The sequence below is a fragment of the Pseudomonas sp. GL_135 genome (assembly GCF_057834665.1).
This window is the reverse complement of the sequence record NZ_CM174408.1, coordinates 3,274,510-3,297,187: the sequence shown is the minus strand read 5'-3', so window position 1 is coordinate 3,297,187 and position 22,678 is coordinate 3,274,510. Positions and strand designations below refer to the sequence as shown.

Below are 22,678 nucleotides of genomic sequence, written 5' to 3'. Positions count from 1 at the left end.
AACGCCGCGCCCTCTAGCCGGAACAGGAACTGTCACCGTACACTTCCGAACTGTTCCGGTGATCCTGCTTTTTGATCAGCGGATGCGAGATCAAAGCACAGGATCGAGGGACGCGAAATGACCAGTCTGTTGCTGTACCAACGCATCGCCCAACAGCTGGCCGAAGACATTCGCCGGGGTGTGTATCAGCCAGGCGAACGCGTGCCGTCCGTGCGCAAGATGAGCTCCCAGCTCAACGTCAGTCATGCCACCGTCCTGCAGGCCTACGCCAACCTTGAAGACCAGGGTTTGATCCGCGCGCGGCCGCAGTCCGGTTACTACGTGCACCAGACCCCGGCCCTCACGGCGGCGACTCCCGATATCGCTCGGGTGGAGCGCCCCGGCCTGGTCACCCGCGCCAGCATCATTCAACAAGTGCTGGTCGAGGCACGGCGGGAAGGGGTGTTCGCGTTCGGCGCAGCGGTCCCGCACATTGATTACCTGCCCCTGCGCGCGTTGCACCAGCAACTGGCCAAGGTCACCCGCTTTCAAAGCCCTCGGGCATTCAATTACATGTTCAGCCCCGGCTTCGAGCCGCTGCGCCGTCAGGTGGCGATTCGCATGCGCGACGCAGGCGTGGTGATCGACCCGTCTGAAGTCGTGATCACCCATGGCTGCGTCGACGCGCTGCAAATGTCACTGCGGGTGCTGACCAGTCCGGGCGACCTGATCGCCGCAGAATCCCCGACCTACTACGGCCTGCTGCAGCTGGCTGATCTGCTTGGCCTGAAAGTCATCGAAATTCCCAGCGACCCCAACACCGGCATCAGCCTTGAAGCCTTGCAGCTGGCTGCCAATCAATGGTCGATCAAAGCGCTGGTGATGACCTCCCGGCTGAGCAATCCTCTGGGTAGCACCATGCCGGAAGAGCGGCAGAAACACCTGCTGCGCCTGGCGTCGGACTTCGACATTCAAATCATCGAAGACGACATCTACGGCGAGTTGATGTACGAGCAGAACAAGACCAAGGCCTTGAAGGCCTTCGACCGGCTGGGCCATGTCATCTACTGCTCCAGCTTCTCCAAGACCCTGTCGCCCGGGGTGCGTATTGGCTGGATGATCGCCGGGAAATACCAGGCTGAAATCCAGCGTCTGCAAACCTTCAGCACCCACTCAGCGTGCAGCGTGACGCAGATGGCGGTGGCGTCTTATCTCGAAAACGGCGGGTATGACCGGCACTTGCGCTTTATCCGCCAGGAGCACCGCAAGAATCTCAGCGCGTTTCAGCTGGCGGTGCAGCAGATGTTTCCGGAAGGCACGCAGATCAGTCGACCTGCGGGCGGGTTCATTCTGTGGATCAGCCTGCCGGGGCGGGTGAACACCCAGGAGTTGCACGTGCGTGCGCTGGAACAGGGCATCAGCATCGCACCCGGCCTGATTTTCAGTAATACGGAGCAGTTCAATCACTGCATTCGCCTCAATTGCGGTCTGCCGTGGAACCGTGAAGCGGAGAGGGCGTTGATGACAGTGGGCATGCTCGCCAAGCAGCTGTGCCAGGATGCCGGGCAATCCTGGTGAACTCGTAAGGTTGCCAGCTTTCCATACGTTACAGGGGGAGGCAGACAGGACCAACTTGTCAGTCGCCATGCAAAGGGCCAGCATATGGCCCTGTCTTACTTACTGCCGTTCAGACTATGAAATCACTGCGTTGTGTAAGTGTGATGTTGTTGGTGATGCTTAGCGCTTGTGATGCCGACAAAGCGCCCACGCCACCGGCGAAAGCCACTGCGTCGACGGCCGGCGCCCGTGCTGATGCGCGGGCTGTGTCGCACGAGTCCCCCGAGCCAGCGAAGCCTGTCTCTGGAGCTGAGCCTTCGTCTGCAGTGCCGGACAAGCCTGCGGTTGAAGCGCCAGAGGTCCACGCCCTTACGCCGAATATCAAGACCGTGCCGGTTGTCGCCTCGGGCAAGGCGTCGGTTGAAGCGCCGCGAGCGATTACCAACGCTAAGACGACTGACGATAAGGCAGCGGGCTCCAACGCCAAATCCGCCAAGGTTAAAGCGGACAATGCCGAAGTGGCGCGGCGTGCCCCAGTGGCCAGCAAGAGCAAATCGGCGTCCCAAGTGGTGAAAGAAACCAAGCTGAACAAAGTGCCGCTGGACCTTAGCCTGCCCCCTGAGATGGTCAAGCAGCTGACCCCGCCGGCTAACGTGATCAGCTCCGCGTCGAAGGCCAAGGCGCCCTCAGCTGGTGCCAAGCCCCTGCTTCCGAAAATGTTTCCTGACGCGAACGCTGACCCTGACTTCCAGATGCAAGGCCGTCTGCTGAGCAACGAAATGGACTTGCAGTTGCGCAATGAGGCGCGCAAGGACGTGGAAGGTGCTGCGCTGGATTTCACATTCAAGAAGTGATGAACCCGTGACCCGGTCTCAGCGCCCGATTTCAAACGTGTGTTTTAGCGCGTAAGATCCTGCCATCGTTCTCACCGCCACAGCAGGTTCTCTTCATGGAATGCCGTCCAGGCTGCGGCGCATGCTGCATCGCGCCGTCCATCACCTCACCGATTCCCGGCATGCCCAACGGCAAACCTGCGGGTGTGCGCTGTCTGCACCTGTCGCTGGACATGCTCTGCGGCATTTTTGGAAAGCCGGGAAGGCCGGCGGTGTGTGACCAGTTCGCGGCGGAGCCTGAGGTCTGTGGTACCAGTCCGCAGGAAGCGATCCGACTGATCGGCTGGTGGGAAGAGATGACATCGGTGGCATGAAGCGCGACCGGTCGTGACTGAACTTCAACAATAAGGAACAACCTATGAGTTCTCTGTACCGCATTGCTTTCGGGCTGGGACTGACTGTATGGGTCGCAGCGTCGGCCCAGGCTGAAGAGTGGAAAGTCGCGAAGAACGAGGAGGGCATCAAAGTCTCCCTCAGCGATGTGCCCGGATCGCAGTACAAGGCCTATCAGGGCGTGACCACCATTAAGGCGAGCATCGGCAAGCTCCGTGCTTTGCAGGAAGATGTGGCCAGCGCGTGTGCCTGGATTCACGAATGCAAGCTGCAGAAGATCCTCAAGCACGACGGCGACAAGACCTGGACGTACTCCCAGTTCAACACGCCGTGGCCGGTCACGCCTCGGGACTCGGTGCTGAAAGTGACGACGGTGGAAGGCGCCGATGGCAGTGTGACCCGTGAGCTGGAAGGCGAGCCCAAGTACATCCCGGAAGAGAAGGGCTTCGTGCGGGTCGCGCAGGTCGAAGGGTTCTGGAAGTTCGCGCCCAAGGGCGACAACCTGACCGAGGTCACCTATCAAGTTCACACCGAGCCCGGCGGCAGCGTGCCATCCTGGCTGGCGAACAAGTTCGTGGTGGACGCGCCGTTCAACACTCTGAAAGCGCTGAAGGATCGAGCCGAGAAGAATTGACCGGTTCGCTTGTCATGTTAAAGCCACACACTAAAAAGGCTGCCTCAGGGCAGCCTTTTTTGCGTCTTCGAGGTGGCTGTCGAGTTACTTGCGCTCGGCCAGCGGAACGATGTCGCGCGACACTTCACCGGTATACAGCTGACGTGGACGACCGATCTTGTACGGGCTCGACAGCATTTCTTTCCAGTGAGAGATCCAGCCGACAGTTCGCGCCAGGGCGAAAATCACGGTGAACATACTGGTCGGGATGCCGATTGCCTTGAGGATGATGCCCGAGTAGAAGTCGACGTTCGGGTACAGCGAGCGTTCGATGAAGTACGGGTCGGTCAGGGCGATCTCTTCGAGACGCATGGCCAACTCGAGCTGCGGGTCATTGGTGATGCCCAGCTCTCGCAGGACTTCGTCGCAGGTCTGTTTCATCACGGTGGCGCGCGGGTCGCGGTTCTTGTAAACGCGGTGACCGAAGCCCATCAGCTTGAACGGATCGTTCTTGTCCTTGGCCTTGGCGATGTAAGTGTCGATGTTGGACACATCGCCGATTTCATCGAGCATGGTCAGCACGGCTTCGTTCGCGCCACCGTGGGCAGGGCCCCAGAGTGCAGCAATACCGGCTGCGATGCAGGCGAACGGGTTGGCGCCCGAGGAACCTGCCATGCGCACGGTGGAGGTCGAGGCATTCTGTTCGTGGTCGGCATGGAGGATGAAGATCCGGTCCATGGCCTTGGCCAGCGTCGGGCTGATCGGTTTGATCTCGCACGGCGTGTTGAACATCATGTGCAGGAAGTTTTCCGCGTAGCTGAGGTCGTTGCGCGGGTACATCATGGGTTGACCCATGGAGTACTTGTAAACCATCGCGGCCAGGGTCGGCATCTTGGCGACCAGACGGATCGCGGAGATTTCACGGTGCTGCGGATTATTGATGTCCAACGAGTCGTGGTAGAACGCCGACAGGGCGCCGACCACACCGCACATGACGGCCATCGGGTGGGCGTCGCGACGGAAACCATTGAAGAAGGTCTTCAGTTGCTCGTGCACCATGGTGTGATTCTTCACGGTGACGACGAATTCGGCTTTTTGCTCGGCGGTCGGCAGTTCGCCGTTGAGCAGCAGGTAGCAGGTTTCCAGGTAGTCCGACTGCTCGGCCAGCTGTTCGATCGGGTAGCCGCGATGCAGGAGAATGCCGTTATCACCGTCGATGTAGGTGATCTTCGATTCGCATGAAGCGGTGGACATGAAGCCTGGGTCGAATGTGAAGCGTCCGGTGGCAGTCAGGCCGCGTACGTCGATAACATCGGGACCAACGGTGCCGGTCAGAATGGGCAGCTCGACGGGGGCTGCGCCCTCGATGATCAACTGCGCTTTTTTATCAGCCATGTGGCCTCCTAATTATGCTTCAAATCATCAGACAGACCCCCCACGCAGGGCCCGCATCACTATAGTGAGATAAATTCTAAAGTCAATTTGCCAAAAGTCTTGTAGCAGAAGGCTTTAACGGGGGATTTTCGTCGAAATTACGGGCCATTTACGCCAATTATCGGGCTAAAGCAATCCACCCTTGGGACGGGGTCTGCGCGTTGTCATTAGTTGGCTAACTGTCTATACTCGGCGTCCGACCGCCAGGGGCTTTCAGGCCCGATTCAACGGGGTTGGTCACTTCCTGGGTAGTGGGTACCTGACCAGTACACTTCCCAACAACTTGCCCTGAGTGTTAGGGCTCTTCAGTGTGAAAAAAAGCCGTGAAAAGCCAACGACCTGTAAACCTAGACCTAAGGACCATCAAACTCCCTATCACTGCTTACACGTCCATCCTTCATCGTATCTCCGGTGTCATCCTCTTCGTCGGCATTGCCATCATGCTCTATGCATTGGACCTGTCGCTCGACTCCGAGGAAGGCTTCGCGTCGGTGAAAGCAGGGCTGACCAGTCCGCTGGCCAAGTTTGTGATCTGGGCTCTTCTGTCCGCGCTGCTGTATCACCTGGTGGCGGGCATCCGTCATCTGATCATGGACTCGGGCATTGGCGAGACGCTGGAAGGCGGCAAGCTGGGCTCTAAAATCGTTATCGCCGTGTCTGTGGTGGTGATCGTTCTGGCAGGAGTGTGGATATGGTAACCAACGTCACCAACCTTTCTCGTTCGGGCCTGTATGACTGGATGGCGCAACGCGTCTCCGCCGTCGTACTCGCGGCTTATTTCATTTTCCTGATCGGGTACCTGATCGCTCACCCTGGCATCGAATACGCCACGTGGCACGCGCTCTTCTCCCATAACGCAATGCGCATCTTCAGCCTGTTGGCCCTTGTAGCCCTGGCGGCTCACACCTGGGTTGGCATGTGGACCATCGCGACCGACTACCTGACGCCGATGGCGCTGGGCAAGTCCGCGACAGTGGTGCGTTTCCTTTTTCAGGCGGTGTGCGGCATTGCGATGTTCGCTTACTTCGTCTGGGGTGTGCAGATTCTTTGGGGTATCTGATTCATGGCTAACATTAATACGCTTTCATTCGACGCCATTATCATTGGCGGCGGCGGTGCGGGCATGCGTGCCGCATTGCAGCTGGCTCAGGGCGGCCACAAGACCGCTGTCGTCACCAAGGTCTTCCCGACTCGCTCCCACACCGTTTCCGCCCAGGGTGGCATCACCTGCGCAATCGCCTCGGCCGATCCGAACGATGACTGGCGCTGGCACATGTACGACACCGTCAAGGGCTCCGACTACATCGGTGACCAGGACGCTATCGAATACATGTGTTCCGTGGGCCCGGAAGCCGTGTTCGAGCTCGAACACATGGGTCTGCCGTTCTCCCGTACCGAGCAGGGCCGCATCTATCAGCGTCCGTTCGGCGGTCAGTCGAAAGACTTCGGCAAGGGCGGTCAGGCTGCACGTACCTGTGCGGCCGCCGACCGAACCGGTCACGCGCTGCTCCACACCCTGTATCAGGCTAACCTGAAAGCCGGCACCGTATTCCTTAACGAGTACTACGCAGTTGACCTGGTGAAGAACCAGGACGGCGCGTTCGTCGGTATCATCGCCATCTGCATCGAAACCGGTGAAACCTCCTACATTCGCGCCGACGCGACTGTACTGGCCACCGGCGGTGCCGGCCGCATCTATTCCTCCACCACCAACGCCCTGATCAACACTGGCGACGGCGTGGGCATGGCGTTGCGTGCCGGTGTACCGGTTCAGGACATCGAGATGTGGCAGTTTCACCCAACCGGCATCGCCGGCGCAGGTGTACTGGTCACTGAAGGTTGCCGTGGTGAAGGCGGCTACCTGATCAACAAGCACGGCGAGCGTTTCATGGAGCGCTACGCACCAAACGCCAAGGACCTTGCTGGTCGTGACGTTGTGGCTCGTTCGATGGTTAAAGAGATCATCGCCGGCAACGGTTGCGGTCCTGACGGCGACCACGTAATGCTCAAGCTCGATCACCTCGGCGAAGAAGTGCTGCACAGCCGCCTGCCAGGGATCATGGAACTGTCCAAGACCTTTGCACACGTTGACCCGGCCGTTGCGCCGATCCCTGTCGTACCGACCTGCCACTACATGATGGGCGGCGTGGCCACCAACATTCATGGTCAGGCGATCACCCAGGACGCTGCCGGCGTCGACACCATCATCCCCGGCCTGTTCGCGGTCGGTGAAGTGGCGTGCGTCTCGGTACACGGTGCCAACCGTCTGGGCGGCAACTCGCTGCTCGATCTGGTGGTGTTCGGTCGTGCTGCCGGTCTGCACCTGGAGCAGGCGCTCAACGACGGCGTCGACTACCGTCGGGCTTCCGAAACCGACATCGACGTCGCGCTGGCTCGCCTCAATGGCTTGAACTCGCGTACCGATGGCGAAGACGTCGCAACCCTGCGCAAAGAGCTGCAGAGCTGCATGCAGAACTACTTCGGTGTGTTCCGTACCGGCGAATACATGCAGAAGGGTATTGCCCAGCTGGCTGACCTGCGCACGCGTATTTCCAATGTCAAGATCAACGACAAGAGCCAGGCGTTCAACACTGCCCGGATCGAAGCGCTGGAGCTGCAAAACCTGCTGGAAGTCGCTGAAGCAACGGCGATCGCCGCAGAGCATCGCAAGGAGTCCCGAGGCGCTCACGCCCGCGAAGACTTCGAAGATCGCGACGACGAGAACTGGCTGTGCCACACCCTGTATTTCCCGGGTGACAAGCGCGTAGCCAAGCGTGCCGTGAACTTCTCGCCGAAAACTGTTCCGACTTTTGAACCTAAGATTCGGACTTATTAAGGGTGACCGCCATGTTGCAAGTCAGTGTTTATCGCTACAACCCTGATCAGGACGCCGCGCCGTTCATGCAGGATTTCCAGGTCGACACCGGTGGCAAAGACCTGATGGTGCTGGACGTCCTGGCTCTGGTTAAAGAGCAGGACGAAGGCTTCTCGTACCGTCGTTCGTGCCGCGAAGGCGTGTGCGGTTCCGACGGCATGAATATCAACGGCAAGAACGGCCTGGCCTGCATCACGCCGCTGTCGGCGGTGGTCAAGGGCAACAAGCTGGTGGTTCGCCCACTTCCTGGTCTGCCGGTCATCCGTGACCTCGCCGTCGACATGAGCATCTTCTACAAGCAATACGAGAAGGTGAAGCCATTCCTGCAGAACGATACGCCGGCTCCGTCAATCGAGCGCCTGCAGACCCCGGAAGAGCGGGAAAAACTCGACGGCCTGTACGAGTGCATTCTGTGCGCTTGCTGCTCGACGTCCTGCCCGTCCTTCTGGTGGAACCCCGACAAGTTCCTGGGTCCTGCTGCGATTCTGCAAGCCTATCGTTTCCTGGCCGACAGCCGTGACACCAGAACGCAAGAGCGTCTGGCATCCATGGACGATCCGTTCAGTGTGTTCCGCTGCCGCGGCATCATGAACTGCGTCAACGTGTGTCCGAAAGGCCTTAACCCAACCAAGGCTATCGGTCACGTGCGCAACATGTTGCTCAAAAGCGGTGTCTGACTTCGCCACACCTGTAACATCGCAGCACCCGCTACTGCAGCACCCGTAAACGCTGCGGCGCAGGCTTCAACCGGCGCCGTAGTTTTAACCTGAGCAGTTGTCGTATGGCTTCAGCTCTTATTTTGAAGAAATGAAACCAGCAGGGGCATCCGGGCTGGTACCCGGACTATCTGCGTGATTCCTAGTGACTTGAAGTCGCTGCACATGGACTTTTCAAGTTTGCGCTGGCATCGACGCCGATGGTGTCCCCTAATCGAGGGTGACCAAGCATGCAAGAAAGCGTGATGCAGCGCATGTGGAACAGCGCCCACCTTTCCGGTGGTAACGCTGCCTATGTGGAAGAGCTCTACGAGCTCTACCTGCACGACCCTAACGCTGTGCCAGAAGAGTGGCGCACCTATTTTCAGACGTTGCCGGCTGACGGCAGCACTGCCACCGATGTATCGCACTCTACGGTTCGCGATCATTTTGTGTTGCTGGGGAAAAACCAGCGCCGCGCCCAACCGGTCTCTGCCGGCAGCGTGAGCAGCGAGCATGAAAAGAAGCAAGTTGAAGTGCTGCGACTTATCCAGGCATTCCGTATGCGCGGCCATCAGGGTGCGCAACTCGATCCTCTGGGTCTGTGGAAGCGTACTGCGCCAGCTGACCTGTCGATCAACCATTACGGTTTGACCAACGCTGACCTCGATACCACATTCCGTGCCGGCGACCTGTTCATCGGCAAGGAAGAAGCGAGCCTACGCGAAATCGTCGAAGCGTTGCAGCAGACATATTGCCGCACCATCGGCGCCGAGTTCACGCACATCGTCGATTCCAACCAGCGCAACTGGTTCATGCAGCGCCTCGAAAGCGTGCGTGGCCGTCCTGCCTATTCCGCCGACATCAAGAGCCATCTGCTCGAGCGTGTGACGGCGGGCGAGGGTCTGGAAAAGTACCTGGGCACCAAATACCCGGGCACCAAGCGTTTCGGTCTGGAAGGCGGCGAAAGCCTGATCCCGATGCTCGACGAGCTGATTCAGCGTTCCGGCTCCTACGGCACCAAGGAAGTTGTCATCGGCATGGCCCACCGCGGCCGTCTCAACGTGCTGGTCAACACCTTCGGCAAGAACCCGCGCGACCTGTTCGACGAGTTCGAAGGCAAGAAGAAGGTCGAGCTGGGTTCCGGTGACGTTAAATATCACCAGGGCTTCTCGTCCAACGTGATGACCACCGGCGGCGAAGTCCACCTGGCGATGGCGTTCAACCCTTCCCACCTGGAAATCGTGTCCCCTGTGGTCGAAGGCTCGGTGCGTGCCCGTCAGGATCGTCGCAACGACGCCACTGGCGAGAAAGTGCTGCCGATCTCTATTCACGGTGACGCTGCGTTCGCAGGTCAGGGCGTGGTGCTGGAAACCTTCCAGATGTCGCAGACCCGTGGCTTCAAGACGGGCGGCACGATCCACATCGTGATCAACAACCAGGTCGGCTTCACCATCAGCAAGCAGGAAGACTCGCGCTCCACCGAGTACGCGACCGACGTTGCCAAGATGATTCAGGCGCCGATCCTCCATGTGAACGGCGATGATCCTGAGGCTGTGCTGTTCGTGACCCAGCTGGCGATCGACTACCGCATGCAGTTCAAGCGTGACGTGGTCATCGATCTGGTTTGCTACCGTCGTCGCGGCCACAATGAAGCCGATGAACCGAGTGGCACCCAGCCGCTGATGTACCAGCAGATTGCCAAACAGCGCACCACCCGTGAGCTGTATGCCGATGCACTGGCCACCGCTGGCATTCTCAACGCCGAAGCCGCCCAGGCCAAGGTCGACGAGTACCGCAACGCGCTCGACAACGGCATGCACGTGGTCAAAAGTCTCGTCAAAGAGCCGAACAAGGAATTGTTCGTCGATTGGCGTCCGTACCTGGGTCACGCGTGGACCGCACGTCATGACACCAGTTTTGACCTCAAGACCTTGCAGGAGCTGTCAGCCAAGCTGATGGAAGTGCCGGAAGGTTTCGTGGTTCAGCGTCAGGTCCAGAAAATCTACGAAGACCGCCAAAAGATGCAAGTCGGTGGCCTTCCGATCAACTGGGGTTATGCCGAAACCATGGCCTACGCAACGCTCGCATTCGAAGGCCATCAGGTGCGCATCACCGGGCAGGACGTCGGTCGCGGTACGTTCTCGCACCGTCACGCCGTGCTGCACAACCAGAAAGACGGCGCGACCTACGTGCCTCTGCAGAACCTGTACGCCGGTCAGCCTCGTTTCGACCTGTACGACTCGTTCCTGTCGGAAGAGGCCGTGCTGGCGTTCGAATACGGTTACTCGACCACTCAGCCCAATGCGCTGGTGATCTGGGAAGCCCAGTTCGGTGACTTTGCCAACGGTGCGCAGGTCGTGATCGACCAGTTCATCACCAGCGGCGAGCACAAGTGGGGCCGTCTGTGCGGTCTGACCATGCTGTTGCCCCATGGCTACGAAGGGCAGGGCCCGGAGCACTCATCGGCACGTCTTGAGCGTTACCTGCAATTGTGCGCCGAGCACAACATTCAGGTCTGCGTACCGACCACCCCGGCTCAGATCTACCATCTGTTGCGCCGTCAGGTGATCCGTCCGCTGCGCAAGCCGCTGATCGTGTTGACGCCGAAGTCGTTGCTGCGCCACAAGCTGGCCGTGTCGACCCTGGAAGATCTGGCCCATGGCTCGTTCCAGACCGTCATCCCGGAAATCGACACCCTCGATGCCGCGAAAGTGACGCGTCTGGTGCTGTGCAGCGGCAAGGTCTACTACGACCTGCTGGAAAAACGCCGTGCCGAAGGCCGCGAAGACATCGCTATCGTGCGTCTCGAGCAGCTCTATCCGTTCCCGGAAGACGACCTGATGGAGGCCATCGCGCCTTACACCAACCTGACCAACGTGGTCTGGTGTCAGGAAGAACCGATGAACCAGGGCGCCTGGTACAGCAGTCAGCACCACCTGCGCCGCAGCATCGGCAATCACAACCGCAACCTCGTTCTCGAGTATGCCGGCCGTGATGCTTCCGCTGCCCCAGCTTGTGGATACGCTTCGATGCACGCCGAGCAGCAGGAAAAACTGCTGAAAGACGCGTTCTCCGTTTAACGCCTTCGCGCACTAGAAACCGAATTAAAGGAATTACAGATAATGGCTATTGAGATCAAAGCCCCCTCTTTCCCGGAATCCGTTGCCGACGGCACCGTTGCCACCTGGCACAAGAAACCGGGCGACGCCGTCAAGCGTGACGACCTGATCGTCGATATCGAAACCGACAAGGTCGTGCTGGAAGTATTGGCCGAGGCTGACGGCGTACTGGGCGCAATCGTTGCCGAAGAGGGCGCCACTGTCCTGTCGAACCAGTTGCTGGGCTCGATCGAAGCGGGCGGTGCTGCTGCCGCTCCTGCTGCCGCCGCTCCAGCCGCTGCTGCATCGGCTCCGGCTGCTGCGCCGGCCCAGGCTGCCGCTGCACCTGCTGGTGCCGGTGACGAAGACGCCATCGGCGCTCCGGCTGCCCGCAAGCTGGCCGAAGAAAACGGCATCAACCTGTCCAGCGTCAAAGGCACGGGCAAAGACGGCCGCGTGACCAAGGAAGACGTGGTTGCCGCCATCGAAGCCAAGAAATCCGCGCCGGCCGCTGCACCTGCCGCCAAACCGGCTGCTGCCGCTGCGCCTGTGGCTGCCGTTGGCGACCGCACCGAGAAGCGCGTGCCGATGACCCGTCTGCGCGCCAAGGTGGCAGAGCGTCTGGTTGAAGCTCAGTCGAACATGGCGATGCTGACCACCTTCAACGAAGTCGACATGACCGAAGTCATGGCGCTGCGTTCTAAGTACAAGGACCTGTTCGAGAAGTCCCACAACGGCGTACGCCTGGGCTTCATGTCGTTCTTCGTCAAGGCCGCGACCGAAGCGCTGAAACGCTACCCAGCGGTCAACGCTTCGATCGATGGCACCGACATCGTTTACCACGGTTATGCCGACGTCGGCGTCGCCGTATCGAGCGATCGAGGTCTGGTGGTTCCGGTGCTGCGCAATGCCGAGCAGATGAGCCTGGCTGAAATCGAAGGCGGCATCGCTACCTTCGGCAAGAAAGCCCGCGACGGCAAACTGTCCATCGACGAGATGACTGGCGGTACCTTCACGATCACCAACGGTGGTACTTTCGGTTCGATGATGTCGACCCCGATCGTCAACCCGCCGCAAGCGGCCATCCTGGGCATGCACAACATTCTGCAGCGTCCTATGGCGATCAACGGTCAGGTCGTCATCCGTCCGATGATGTATCTGGCGCTGTCCTACGATCACCGCCTGATCGACGGTAAAGAAGCCGTGACGTTCCTGGTGACCATCAAGAACCTGCTGGAAGACCCGGCTCGTCTGTTGCTGGACATCTGATTCAAGGACAGCTGCAAGCCGCAAGCGCCAAGCTGCAAGTTACAGCAGCCTGGCGCCAACGCTTGGGTCGTCGCAACATCCTAATGAACAGGCTGCAACTCGTCTGTAAAGCATCACGGATCAGCTTGCAGCTTGTGGCTTAAAGCTCGCAGCTAAAGAGGAACTCTTTTCTATGTCCCAGAAATTCGACGTGGTAGTGATTGGCGCAGGCCCTGGCGGCTACGTGGCCGCTATCAAGGCCGCGCAACTCGGTCTCACGACTGCCTGCATCGAGAAGTATCAGGATAAGGAGGGCAAGCTGGCCCTTGGCGGTACCTGCCTGAACGTGGGCTGCATCCCTTCGAAGGCGCTGTTGGACAGCTCCTGGAAATTCTACGAAGCCAAGAACCAGTTCGGTGTTCACGGCATCTCGCTCAGCGACCTGAAAATGGACATTGCTGCCATGATTGGTCGCAAGGCTCAGATCGTCAAAGGCCTGACCGGCGGCGTCGCCAGCCTGTTCAAGGCCAACGGCGTCACTTCCCTGCAAGGCCACGGCAAACTGCTGGCCGGCAAGAAAGTCGAGCTGACCAAGCCAGACGGCACCACCGAAGTCATCGAAGCCGAGAACATCATTCTGGCGTCCGGTTCGCGTCCGATCGACATTCCGCCGGCTCCGGTCAATCAGGTCACCATCGTCGATTCGACAGGTGCCCTGGAATTCCCGGCCGTGCCTGAGCGTCTGTGCGTCATCGGCGCTGGTGTCATCGGTCTGGAACTGGGTTCGGTCTGGGCTCGCCTGGGTGCCAAGGTAACTGTCCTCGAGGCCCTGGAGAAATTCCTGCCAGCCGCTGACGAAGCCGTTGCCAAAGAAGCGCAGAAGACCTTCACCAAGCAGGGTCTGGACATCAAGCTGGGCGCACGCGTCACCGGTTCCAAGGTCAATGGCGACGAAGTCGTCGTGACCTACACCGATAAGGACGGCGAGCAGAACATCACCTTCGACCGCGTGATCGTGGCCGTGGGCCGTCGCCCGGTGACCACCGAGCTGCTGGCTGCCGACAGCGGTGTCGACATCGACGAGCGCGGTTTCATCTTCGTCAACGAGCAGTGCGAGACCAGCGTTCCTGGCGTGTACGCGATCGGTGACGTGGTTCGTGGTCTGATGCTGGCGCACAAAGCGTCCGAAGAAGGCATCATGGTTGTCGAGCGCATCAAGGGTCACAAGACCCAGATGAACTACGACCTGATTCCGTCGGTTATCTACACCCACCCGGAAATCGCCTGGGTCGGCAAAACCGAGCAGACGCTCAAGGCTGAAGGCGTTGAAGTCAACGTCGGTCAGTTCCCGTTCGCGGCCAGCGGCCGTGCGATGGCAGCGAATGACACCGGCGGTTTCGTCAAGGTCATCGCTGACGCCAAGACCGACCGTGTACTGGGTGTACACGTCATTGGTCCGGGCGCTGCAGAGCTGGTACAGCAGGGCGCGATCGGTATGGAGTTCGGCACCAGTGCCGAAGACATCGGCATGATGGTCTTCTCCCACCCGACGCTGTCCGAAGCGCTGCACGAAGCGGCACTGGCTGTGAATGGCGGCGCCATCCACATCCAGAACAAGAAAAAACGCTGAAAATAACCACGACGGTCCGCCCGTCGTAGGCCCTGCTCGCAGGGCTTACCGCGGAAGGTCCGTTGGACTCGAACTCCTGGCAGCACAGGGCAGGCTTGATGCCTGACCGGCGTTCTCCGGGAGAAGCGGTCACAGGTGGTGCGGCACGCTTTGACGAGCAGCACCGAATGCGCAGTACCTAACGAAGACGGTAATAAGCATGAATCTTCACGAGTATCAGGGTAAGCAGCTGTTTGCTGAATACGGCCTGCCAGTTTCCAAGGGCTATGCAGTAGACACCCCGGAAGCAGCAGCAGAAGCGTGCGACAAGATCGGCGGAACCGAGTGGGTCGTCAAAGCCCAGGTTCACGCAGGTGGTCGCGGTAAAGCGGGCGGCGTCAAGCTGGTTCGCAGCAAGGAAGACGCCGCTGCGTTCGCTCAACAGTGGTTGGGCAAGCGTCTGGTCACTTACCAGACTGATGCCAACGGTCAGCCGGTCACCAAGATCCTGGTTGAATCGTGCACTGACATCGCCAAAGAGCTGTACCTGGGCGCTGTAGTCGATCGTTCGAGCCGTCGTATCGTGTTCATGGCGTCCACCGAAGGTGGCGTGGACATCGAGAAAATCGCTCACGACACGCCTGAGAAGATTCTCAAAGCCACCATCGATCCACTGGTCGGCGCTCAGCCATTCCAGGGTCGCGATCTGGCCTTCCAGCTGGGTCTGGAAGGCAAGCAGGTCACTCAGTTCGCCAAGATCTTCACCGGTCTGGCCAAGCTGTTCCAGGACCACGATCTGGCCCTGCTGGAAGTGAACCCGCTGGTCATCAAGGCTGACGGCGATCTGCACTGCCTCGACGCCAAGATCAACATCGACGCCAACGCCATGTACCGTCAGCCAAAGCTGAAGGCTTTCCACGACCCATCGCAAGATGACCCACGTGAAGCCCACGCTGCCAAGTTCGAACTGAACTACGTGGCACTGGAAGGCAACATAGGCTGCATGGTCAACGGTGCCGGTCTGGCCATGGGCACCATGGACATCGTCAACCTGCATGGCGGCAAGCCAGCCAACTTCCTCGACGTAGGCGGCGGCGCAACCAAAGAGCGCGTTACCGAAGCGTTCAAGATCATCCTGTCCGACACCAACGTCGCTGCAGTACTGGTCAACATCTTCGGCGGCATCGTTCGTTGCGACATGATTGCCGAAGGCATCATTGGCGCCGTGAAAGAAGTCGGCGTGAAAATCCCGGTGGTTGTTCGCCTTGAAGGCAACAACGCTGAGCTGGGCGCTAAAGTACTGGCAGAAAGCGGCTTGAACATCATCGCAGCTACCAGCCTGACCGACGCTGCTCAACAAGTCGTCAAAGCTGCGGAGGGCAAATAATGAGCGTCCTGATCAATAAAGACACCAAGGTTATCTGCCAGGGCTTCACCGGCTCCCAGGGTACCTTCCACTCCGAGCAAGCCATTGCCTACGGCACCAAAATGGTTGGCGGCGTGACCCCAGGCAAGGGCGGCACCACGCACCTGAACCTGCCCGTGTTCAACACGGTGTCCGAAGCAGTAGAAAAAACCGGCGCAACCGCTTCGGTCATCTACGTTCCGGCTCCGTTCTGCAAGGATTCCATCCTTGAAGCAGCGTTCGGCGGCATCAAGCTGATCGTCTGCATCACCGAAGGCATCCCGACCATCGACATGCTCGAAGCCAAGGTCAAGTGCGACGAACTGGGTGTGGTCCTGATCGGCCCTAACTGCCCAGGCGTCATCACCCCGGGCGAGTGCAAGATCGGCATCATGCCAGGTCACATTCACTTGCCAGGCAAGGTCGGTATCGTGTCGCGTTCCGGCACCCTGACTTACGAAGCTGTGAAGCAGACCACTGACGCCGGTTTCGGTCAGTCGACCTGCGTCGGCATCGGTGGTGACCCGATCCCGGGTTCGAACTTCATCGACATCCTGAAGCTGTTCCAGGAAGACCCGAAGACCGAAGCGATCGTCATGATCGGTGAGATCGGCGGTTCGGCTGAAGAAGAAGCGGCTGCCTACATCAAGGCACACGTGACCAAGCCAGTCGTTTCCTACATCGCTGGTGTGACTGCTCCTCCGGGCAAGCGCATGGGCCATGCGGGCGCGATCATCTCTGGCGGCAAAGGCACTGCAGACGAGAAATTCGCTGCGCTGCAAGACGCAGGCGTGAAAACCGTGCGTTCGCTGGCAGACATCGGCAAAGCCCTGGCTGAGCTGACCGGTTGGGAAGTGAAGAAGGCTTAATCCCTTCGTCTCACTGCTTGATCAACAAAAGCCACCTTCGGGTGGCTTTTGCGTTTCCGGCGTTTCGATTTGCGCTGATGCTTTGACCTTAATTCTGTAAGACATTTCTGATATGCGACACGAACGTGCGTTGAGTGGTCGCACCGCCCTGTATCGGTGCGCCAAATAGGGTAGGCTAGCCGCCGTTTTGTGCAGTCGGCTCCCACAAGGAGCGGCAGCGCGCTCAGGGTCTGTCTTAAAAGGGCGGGCAGCATTTCCCCCACCCTCAGGGAAATCCTCTTCTTAATTCCGATTCAGCAGTGTGGTTTCCTTAATGAAAGTGTTGAAAGGCCAGGACATTCTGGCATTGGGTTTCATGACATTTGCGCTGTTCGTGGGCGCTGGCAATATCATCTTCCCCCCGATCGTAGGCCTCCAGGCCGGCCCCAACGTATGGATGGCGGCCCTGGGCTTTCTGGTCACGGCCGTCGGCCTTCCGGTGGTGACGGTCATCGCGCTCGCCAAGGTGGGCGGCGCGATGGACGCGTTGAGCAGTCCGATCGGCAAGGTCGCCGGAACCATCCTTGCTGCCGTGTGCTATTTGTCGGTGGGCCCGTTGTTCGCCACGCCGCGCACGGCGACGGTGTCGTTTGAAGTCGGCCTGGCCCCGCTGACCGGTGAAAGCCCGCTGGCGCTGTTCCTCTATAGCCTGGTTTATTTCGTCCTGGTGTTCTGGATCTCCCTTTATCCGGGTCGTTTGCTCGACACCGTGGGCCGGTTCCTTGCGCCTCTCAAAATTATCGCTCTGGCCATCCTCGGCATTGCCGCCTTTGTCCTGCCAGCGGGTGAGGTTGGTATCGCCGAACCTGCCTATGTTGCGGCGCCGTTTTCCCAGGGTTTCATCAACGGCTACCTGACCATGGACACGTTGGGCGCGCTGGTTTTCGGCATCGTCATCGTCAACGCGATTCGCTCGCGCGGTGTCGAGTCGCCCCGGCTGATTACCCGTTACGCCATCATCGCCGGCCTGATTGCCGGTGTCGGTCTGGCGCTGGTCTACATCAGCCTGTTCCGCTTGGGCTCGGACAGCCATGCCGTTGCCGCCGGTGCAACCAATGGCGCCGCGGTGTTGCATGCTTACGTCCAGCACACCTTCGGCACCTTGGGCAGCAGCTTCCTCGCTGTGCTGATCTCTCTGGCCTGTCTGGTCACTGCGGTTGGCCTGACTTGCGCCTGCGCCGAGTACTTCAGCCGCGTGCTGCCGCTGTCCTACAAGACGTTGGTGATCCTGCTGGCGGCGTTTTCGCTGCTGGTCTCCAATCTGGGCCTGACCAAGCTCATCCAGTTCTCGATTCCGGTGCTGACCGCTATTTACCCGCCATGCATTGCGCTAGTGGCGTTGAGTTTCTGCAAGGATTTCTGGCACGAGCAAGGACGGATCGTCGCGCCGGTCATGCTGGTGGCGTTCCTGATCGGTGCGGGGGATGCGGTCAAGGGTTCCGCGCTGGGTGTGTACCTGCCGGATGCGCTGGCTCATCTGCCGTTGAGCGAGCAAGGCCTGGCCTGGCTGATCCCGTCGCTGATCACGCTGTTCATCGCGTTCGTGGTGGATCGTATGCTGGGCAAGCGCAGCGAAGCGCTGGCCTGATGAGGAGGTCGGCGCGTCGCAGAATAAACGCGCCGATCTTTTTCAAGCAGACAAAACAAAGCCCGCTAAATGCGGGCTTTGTTTTTTGAAACTCTGGAAACTTACTGCTTAGTTGCAGGTGCTGCCTGGTTCGCTTCTTTAGCGCGCTCTTGAGCGGCTTCAGCGTTCTTTTGAGCGGCTTCCTGACTTTCTTTGGCAGCGTCGTTCACTTTGTCTTGCGCTTTTTGCATCGATTCTTGCGACTGCTCGGCAGCCTTGTTTGCATCTTGCTGTTTATCTTCGGATTTTTTGTCACAGGCGGCGAGGCCCAGAGTGGCAGAAAGCATCAGGGCAATAGCTAAAGATTTACGCATGGGGTGTTTCTCCTTATTGGTCATCAACGTGGCTTCGAGCACTTGGTCGCAGGGTTAGTTCCATGTTCCTACGGGATTAATACATTGGCGTCTCAGCGGTGTAACACCTCAGCAGATCCAACGAGGCTAATCGTTAATGTTCCGTCGTCAGTCATCAGATCTATGGCCTTGGTGGTTTCGATGAGGAAGATTCTTCACTGACAGGATGTCTCTCCCTTGAAATCGTCTCCTCAGCCCCCACCTTGATGACAACCCGCTGCTCGGAGCCGTCCTCGGCGTTTCGCGCAGCAACCCCTATTTGTGTGGACTGATTGGAGTTTGATGACCATGAGTGTGGAAACTCAAAAGGAAACCCTGGGCTTCCAGACCGAGGTGAAGCAGCTGCTGCACCTCATGATCCATTCCCTGTACTCGAACAAGGAAATTTTCCTTCGCGAGCTGATCTCCAACGCATCCGACGCGGTGGACAAGCTGCGTTTCGAGGCGCTGTCCAAGCCCGAGCTGCTGGAAGGCGGCGCCGAGTTGAAGATCCGTGTCAGCTACGACAAGGACGCCAAGACCGTTACCCTGGAAGACAACGGCATCGGCATGAGCCGCGAAGATGTCATCACCCATCTGGGCACCATCGCCAAGTCCGGCACCGCCGATTTCATGAAGAATCTGTCCGGTGATCAGAAGAAAGATTCCCATCTGATCGGTCAGTTCGGTGTCGGCTTCTATTCCGCCTTCATCGTGGCCGACCAGGTTGAAGTGTTCACCCGTCGCGCCGGCCTTTCCGCCAGCGAAGGTGTGCACTGGTCGTCGAAAGGCGAGGGCGAGTTCGAAGTCGCCACGGTTGAGAAAGCTGATCGTGGTACCCGCATCGTGCTGCACCTCAAGAGCGGCGAAGACGAGTTCGCGGATGGCTATCGCCTGCGCAACATCATCAAGAAGTACTCCGACCACATCGCTCTGCCCATCGAGCTGCCGAAGGAGCAGGCGCCTGTCGAAGGCGATGCCGAGCCTGTTGAAGAGTGGGAAACCGTCAACCGCGCCAGCGCGCTGTGGACCCGTCCCCGTGCCGAGGTCAAGGACGAGGAATACCAGGAGTTCTACAAGCACATCGCCCACGATTTCGAAAACCCGCTGAGCTGGAGCCACAACAAGGTTGAGGGCAAGCTGGAATACAGCTCGCTGCTGTACGTGCCGGCCCGCGCACCGTTCGATCTGTACCAGCGCGAAGCGCCGCGCGGCCTGAAGCTCTACGTGCAGCGGGTGTTCGTCATGGATCAGGCCGAGTCGTTCCTGCCGCTGTACCTGCGCTTCATCAAGGGCGTGGTCGATTCCAACGACCTTTCGCTGAACGTGTCCCGCGAAATCCTGCAGAAAGACCCGATCATCGATTCGATGAAGTCGGCGCTGACCAAGCGTGTGCTGGACATGCTGGAGAAGCTGGCGAAAAACCAGCCGGAAGAATACAAAGGCTTCTGGAAAAACTTTGGTCAGGTGCTGAAAGAAGGCCCGGCCGAAGACTTCGCCAACAAAGAGAAGATCGCGGGCCTGTTGCGCTTTGCATCGACCTCCGACGACAGCGGCGAGCAAAGCGTTTCGTTGGCCGACTACCTGTCGCGAGGCAAGGAAGGTCAGGACAAGATCTACTTCCTCACCGGCGAAAGCTACGCCCAGGTCAAGAACAGCCCGCACCTCGAAGTCTTCCGCAAGAAAGGCATTGAAGTGCTGCTGCTGACCGACCGCATCGACGAGTGGCTGATGAGCTACCTCAGCGACTTCGACGGCAAAGGCTTTGTTGACGTGGCGCGCGGTGACCTGGACCTGGGCAAGCTTGATTCCGAAGAGGACAAGAAAGCCCAGGAAGAAGTCGCCAAGGACAAGGAAGGGCTGATCGAGCGCCTGAAAACGGCGCTGGGTGATGCCGTCAGCGAAGTCCGCGTTTCCCACCGTCTGACCGATTCGCCTGCGATTCTGGCGATTGGCGAGCAGGACCTGGGTCTGCAGATGCGTCAGATTCTGGAAGCGAGTGGTCAGAAGGTCCCGGATTCCAAGCCGATCTTCGAATTCAACCCGTCGCACCCGCTGATCGGCAAACTGGACCACGAGCAGAATGAAGACCGCTTCGGCGACCTGTCGCACATCCTGTTCGACCAGGCTGCGCTGGCGGCCGGCGACAGCTTGAAAGATCCGGCGGCTTACGTGCGCCGTTTGAACAAGTTGTTGGTCGAGCTCTCGGTTTAACATCCGCGTCACGGCAGAACCCGCTCCGGCGGGTTTTGTCATTTAATCTCCCTCCATCCTTGTCAGCAGGAGTTCGCTATGAGCAATGTGACTGTGCAGTCAATCGTCTATGAAATCGACGGCGTCAGCTACGAGAGCCGTCTGGCCTTCAGCGAAAGCGCTCAGGCCGCACCGGGTCTGGTGATGGCGCCTAACTGGATGGGTGTCAGCGTAGACGCCGAGCAGATTGCCAAAGATGTGGCAGCGAAGGGCTACGTGGTGTTATTGGCGGATTTGTACGGCCAGCAGGTGCGCCCGTCCAATGGCGATGAAGCGGCGGCTGCCATGATGCCGTTGAAGAATGATCGCGTGCTCTTGAACAAGCGCATGAAGGCCGCCCTGGATCAACTGACCGCGCAGACCATTGCCGCCGTCGACACGTCCCGGCTCGCGGCATTTGGCTTCTGCTTCGGCGGTTGCTGCGCGTTGGAGCTCGCACGTACCGGTGCGCCGTTGAAGGCTGCGGTGTCCTTTCACGGCACACTCGACACGCCGACCCCGGCTGACGCCAACAACATCAAGGGCAAGGTGCTGGTGATGCACGGCGCTTCCGACCCTTTGGTGCCAAAAGAGCAGCTGCCGGCATTTGAAGCCGAGATGAACGCTGCCAACGTCGACTGGCAATTGCTGAGCTACGGCGGGGCGTTCCATTCCTTCACCGACCCGCACGCCAACAACCCGGGCGTGCAGATGTACAATCCGACCGTTTCCAAGCGTGCGTTTACCTCGATGCACAACCTGCTGGACGAGGTGTTTGCAGGCTGATCACCTGAAGCAGGAGGCTGCTGACCGCTTGAGTTCCAATGTCAGCAGTTGCCTCGACTGAAGGGTTCGCCAGCAAGCCGGCTCCCGCAGGGTGTGTGACCCTGCGGCTATTTCCGGGGCGTTGGCAGTTCAATCCGCTCCACTTCCCCCGGCACGGTCGGCCAGTCCCCGGCCGCCCATTTTGCTCTGGCCTGTTCAATCAGCGCCGGGTGGCTGGCTACGAAGTTCCAGTTCATCCTTCTCGGCCCATCCAGTGGCGCACCGCCAATCAGCACCGCGTGACATTCGCTTTCCGCGCAAAGCGTCGGCTCGCTTCCAGCATCCAGTACCACCAGACTGCGCGCCTGCACCGGCTCGCCATCCAGCAGCAAATCGCCTTCGATGACGTACAACGCGCGCTGTTCGTGCTCGGCGGGTACACACAGCGTCGTGGCGGTCTGCAGGTTCAGTTCGGCGTAAAGCGTGGGTGACAGCACCGGCACCGGCGACTTCAGGCAGAAGCCTTCGCCGGCAATCAGGCGGATACGAATGCCCATGCCATCACTGACCGGCAGTGTATCGGCAGGGTGATGGCTGTAATGACCTTCGCCCTGCTCATGGGAGGTGGGCGATGCCAGCCAGACCTGCAAACCATGCAGGCGCGAGCCGATGGCGTGCAGGGCTTCGGGTGTGCGCTCGATGTGGGCGATGGCCCGGCCGGCGGTCATCCAGCTGACTTCGCCGGGTCTTACGTGCTGATCGCTGCCGAGGCTGTCTTTGTGTCGGATCTCGCCTTCAAAGAGGTAGGTCAGGGTCGACAGACCGATGTGTGGGTGCTGGCGGATGTCCATGCCGGTGCCGGGCGCATAGGTGGTTTCCAGCATGTGATCGAAAAACACGAAGGGCCCGACGCTCCGGCATTGCGCAGCGGGGAGGGGGCGCAGGATGGGTTGGCCTTCGACGTCCTCGGCGCGGGGAATGATGGTCAGCATGATGGCGCTCTCCTCTGGATAGGGCTCACAGGATATAGATCACTCGCGTACGTGGCTGGAATGCCGGTGCTACGCACTCT

General features: G+C 59.4%; 19 protein-coding genes. 16 read left to right on the top strand and 3 right to left on the bottom strand.

Going from position 1 to position 22,678, the window contains the following annotated elements:
• Positions 1-117: 117 nt before the first annotated feature.
• The 4 genes from AC3ISG_RS14550 to AC3ISG_RS14535 all read left to right on the top strand — a co-directional run bounded on the left by AC3ISG_RS14550 (position 118) and on the right by AC3ISG_RS14535 (position 3,396).
• Entirely contained in the window at positions 118-1,557 is a 1,440-nt protein-coding gene (locus tag AC3ISG_RS14550; RefSeq protein WP_122538388.1) for an aminotransferase-like domain-containing protein, read from the top strand.
• A gap of 155 nt (positions 1,558-1,712) precedes the next feature.
• Positions 1,713-2,390, top strand: a complete 678-nt coding sequence (locus tag AC3ISG_RS14545) for a hypothetical protein (protein ID WP_489297280.1) — start codon at positions 1,713-1,715, stop codon at positions 2,388-2,390.
• A gap of 95 nt (positions 2,391-2,485) precedes the next feature.
• A complete protein-coding gene (locus tag AC3ISG_RS14540; protein ID WP_489297279.1) occupies positions 2,486-2,743 on the top strand; it encodes a YkgJ family cysteine cluster protein in 258 nt (85 codons plus the stop codon).
• A 44-nt stretch (positions 2,744-2,787) separates the two neighbouring features.
• Positions 2,788-3,396: an START domain-containing protein gene (locus AC3ISG_RS14535; protein ID WP_122624266.1), complete on the top strand. Its 609-nt coding sequence runs from the start codon at positions 2,788-2,790 to the stop codon at positions 3,394-3,396.
• A gap of 84 nt (positions 3,397-3,480) precedes the next feature.
• On the opposite strand, the gene gltA is transcribed toward AC3ISG_RS14535, so the two are convergent.
• The gene (gene gltA / locus AC3ISG_RS14530) at positions 3,481-4,770 is read right to left on the bottom strand and encodes a citrate synthase (protein WP_037009384.1); all 1,290 of its coding nucleotides are present in this window, start codon (positions 4,768-4,770) and stop codon (positions 3,481-3,483) included.
• A gap of 362 nt (positions 4,771-5,132) precedes the next feature.
• Here gltA and sdhC point away from each other — a divergent pair, with 362 nt between their 5' ends.
• The 10 genes from sdhC to brnQ all read left to right on the top strand — a co-directional run bounded on the left by sdhC (position 5,133) and on the right by brnQ (position 18,238).
• Complete coding sequence (gene sdhC, locus AC3ISG_RS14525; protein WP_122538396.1) at positions 5,133-5,507, top strand: succinate dehydrogenase, cytochrome b556 subunit; 375 nt, start codon at positions 5,133-5,135, stop codon at positions 5,505-5,507.
• Positions 5,501-5,869, top strand: a complete 369-nt coding sequence (sdhD, locus tag AC3ISG_RS14520; protein ID WP_122538398.1) for a succinate dehydrogenase, hydrophobic membrane anchor protein — start codon at positions 5,501-5,503, stop codon at positions 5,867-5,869. Before sdhC ends, sdhD begins: the two co-directional genes overlap by 7 nt.
• Positions 5,870-5,872: 3 nt before the next feature.
• Complete coding sequence (gene sdhA, locus AC3ISG_RS14515) at positions 5,873-7,645, top strand: succinate dehydrogenase flavoprotein subunit (protein WP_489297278.1); 1,773 nt, start codon at positions 5,873-5,875, stop codon at positions 7,643-7,645.
• An 11-nt stretch (positions 7,646-7,656) separates the two neighbouring features.
• Complete coding sequence (locus AC3ISG_RS14510) at positions 7,657-8,361, top strand: succinate dehydrogenase iron-sulfur subunit (RefSeq protein ID WP_122538402.1); 705 nt, start codon at positions 7,657-7,659, stop codon at positions 8,359-8,361.
• Positions 8,362-8,630: 269 nt separating this feature from the next.
• Positions 8,631-11,462: a 2-oxoglutarate dehydrogenase E1 component gene (locus AC3ISG_RS14505; protein ID WP_489297277.1), complete on the top strand. Its 2,832-nt coding sequence runs from the start codon at positions 8,631-8,633 to the stop codon at positions 11,460-11,462.
• A gap of 42 nt (positions 11,463-11,504) precedes the next feature.
• The gene (gene odhB / locus AC3ISG_RS14500; protein ID WP_272628838.1) at positions 11,505-12,749 is read left to right on the top strand and encodes a 2-oxoglutarate dehydrogenase complex dihydrolipoyllysine-residue succinyltransferase; all 1,245 of its coding nucleotides are present in this window, start codon (positions 11,505-11,507) and stop codon (positions 12,747-12,749) included.
• A 172-nt stretch (positions 12,750-12,921) separates the two neighbouring features.
• Positions 12,922-14,358, top strand: a complete 1,437-nt coding sequence (gene lpdA / locus AC3ISG_RS14495) for a dihydrolipoyl dehydrogenase (protein ID WP_122538408.1) — start codon at positions 12,922-12,924, stop codon at positions 14,356-14,358.
• A 199-nt stretch (positions 14,359-14,557) separates the two neighbouring features.
• Positions 14,558-15,724, top strand: coding sequence for an ADP-forming succinate--CoA ligase subunit beta (sucC, locus tag AC3ISG_RS14490; RefSeq protein WP_004882574.1), 1,167 nt, complete (start codon positions 14,558-14,560; stop codon positions 15,722-15,724).
• Positions 15,724-16,611 carry a succinate--CoA ligase subunit alpha gene (gene sucD / locus AC3ISG_RS14485; RefSeq protein WP_037009399.1) on the top strand — a complete coding sequence of 296 codons (888 nt, stop codon included), beginning with the start codon at positions 15,724-15,726 and terminating at the stop codon, positions 16,609-16,611. Before sucC ends, sucD begins: the two co-directional genes overlap by 1 nt.
• A gap of 313 nt (positions 16,612-16,924) precedes the next feature.
• The gene (gene brnQ / locus AC3ISG_RS14480) at positions 16,925-18,238 is read left to right on the top strand and encodes a branched-chain amino acid transport system II carrier protein (protein WP_489297276.1); all 1,314 of its coding nucleotides are present in this window, start codon (positions 16,925-16,927) and stop codon (positions 18,236-18,238) included.
• Positions 18,239-18,339: 101 nt separating this feature from the next.
• Here the strand turns inward: brnQ and AC3ISG_RS14475 are convergent, their stop codons facing one another.
• On the bottom strand, positions 18,340-18,591 hold the full coding sequence (locus tag AC3ISG_RS14475) for a hypothetical protein (RefSeq protein ID WP_065986299.1): 252 nt from the start codon (positions 18,589-18,591) through the stop codon (positions 18,340-18,342).
• 327 nt (positions 18,592-18,918) lie between these two features.
• Here AC3ISG_RS14475 and htpG point away from each other — a divergent pair, with 327 nt between their 5' ends.
• Positions 18,919-20,823, top strand: coding sequence for a molecular chaperone HtpG (gene htpG / locus AC3ISG_RS14470; RefSeq protein ID WP_489297275.1), 1,905 nt, complete (start codon positions 18,919-18,921; stop codon positions 20,821-20,823).
• Positions 20,824-20,901: 78 nt separating this feature from the next.
• Positions 20,902-21,627 (top strand): dienelactone hydrolase family protein, encoded by a 726-nt coding sequence (locus AC3ISG_RS14465; RefSeq protein ID WP_489297274.1) that lies wholly within the window; start codon positions 20,902-20,904, stop codon positions 21,625-21,627.
• Positions 21,628-21,734: 107 nt separating this feature from the next.
• On the opposite strand, the gene AC3ISG_RS14460 is transcribed toward AC3ISG_RS14465, so the two are convergent.
• Positions 21,735-22,598: a pirin family protein gene (locus AC3ISG_RS14460; RefSeq protein WP_205483864.1), complete on the bottom strand. Its 864-nt coding sequence runs from the start codon at positions 22,596-22,598 to the stop codon at positions 21,735-21,737.
• Positions 22,599-22,678 lie beyond the last annotated feature (80 nt).

Coding starts and splice junctions, on each gene's coding strand:
- lpdA (WP_122538408.1), top strand. CDS start 12,922: ATGTCCCAGAAATTCGACGTGGTAGTGATTGGCGCAGGCCCTGGCGGC.
- odhB (WP_272628838.1), top strand. CDS start 11,505: ATGGCTATTGAGATCAAAGCCCCCTCTTTCCCGGAATCCGTTGCCGAC.
- sdhA (WP_489297278.1), top strand. CDS start 5,873: ATGGCTAACATTAATACGCTTTCATTCGACGCCATTATCATTGGCGGC.
- AC3ISG_RS14505 (WP_489297277.1), top strand. CDS start 8,631: ATGCAAGAAAGCGTGATGCAGCGCATGTGGAACAGCGCCCACCTTTCC.
- AC3ISG_RS14540 (WP_489297279.1), top strand. CDS start 2,486: ATGGAATGCCGTCCAGGCTGCGGCGCATGCTGCATCGCGCCGTCCATC.
- htpG (WP_489297275.1), top strand. CDS start 18,919: ATGAGTGTGGAAACTCAAAAGGAAACCCTGGGCTTCCAGACCGAGGTG.
- brnQ (WP_489297276.1), top strand. CDS start 16,925: ATGAAAGTGTTGAAAGGCCAGGACATTCTGGCATTGGGTTTCATGACA.
- sucD (WP_037009399.1), top strand. CDS start 15,724: ATGAGCGTCCTGATCAATAAAGACACCAAGGTTATCTGCCAGGGCTTC.
- AC3ISG_RS14465 (WP_489297274.1), top strand. CDS start 20,902: ATGAGCAATGTGACTGTGCAGTCAATCGTCTATGAAATCGACGGCGTC.
- AC3ISG_RS14460 (WP_205483864.1), bottom strand. CDS start 22,598: ATGCTGACCATCATTCCCCGCGCCGAGGACGTCGAAGGCCAACCCATC.
- AC3ISG_RS14475 (WP_065986299.1), bottom strand. CDS start 18,591: ATGCGTAAATCTTTAGCTATTGCCCTGATGCTTTCTGCCACTCTGGGC.
- AC3ISG_RS14535 (WP_122624266.1), top strand. CDS start 2,788: ATGAGTTCTCTGTACCGCATTGCTTTCGGGCTGGGACTGACTGTATGG.
- gltA (WP_037009384.1), bottom strand. CDS start 4,770: ATGGCTGATAAAAAAGCGCAGTTGATCATCGAGGGCGCAGCCCCCGTC.
- AC3ISG_RS14545 (WP_489297280.1), top strand. CDS start 1,713: ATGCTTAGCGCTTGTGATGCCGACAAAGCGCCCACGCCACCGGCGAAA.
- sdhD (WP_122538398.1), top strand. CDS start 5,501: ATGGTAACCAACGTCACCAACCTTTCTCGTTCGGGCCTGTATGACTGG.
- AC3ISG_RS14510 (WP_122538402.1), top strand. CDS start 7,657: ATGTTGCAAGTCAGTGTTTATCGCTACAACCCTGATCAGGACGCCGCG.
- AC3ISG_RS14550 (WP_122538388.1), top strand. CDS start 118: ATGACCAGTCTGTTGCTGTACCAACGCATCGCCCAACAGCTGGCCGAA.
- sucC (WP_004882574.1), top strand. CDS start 14,558: ATGAATCTTCACGAGTATCAGGGTAAGCAGCTGTTTGCTGAATACGGC.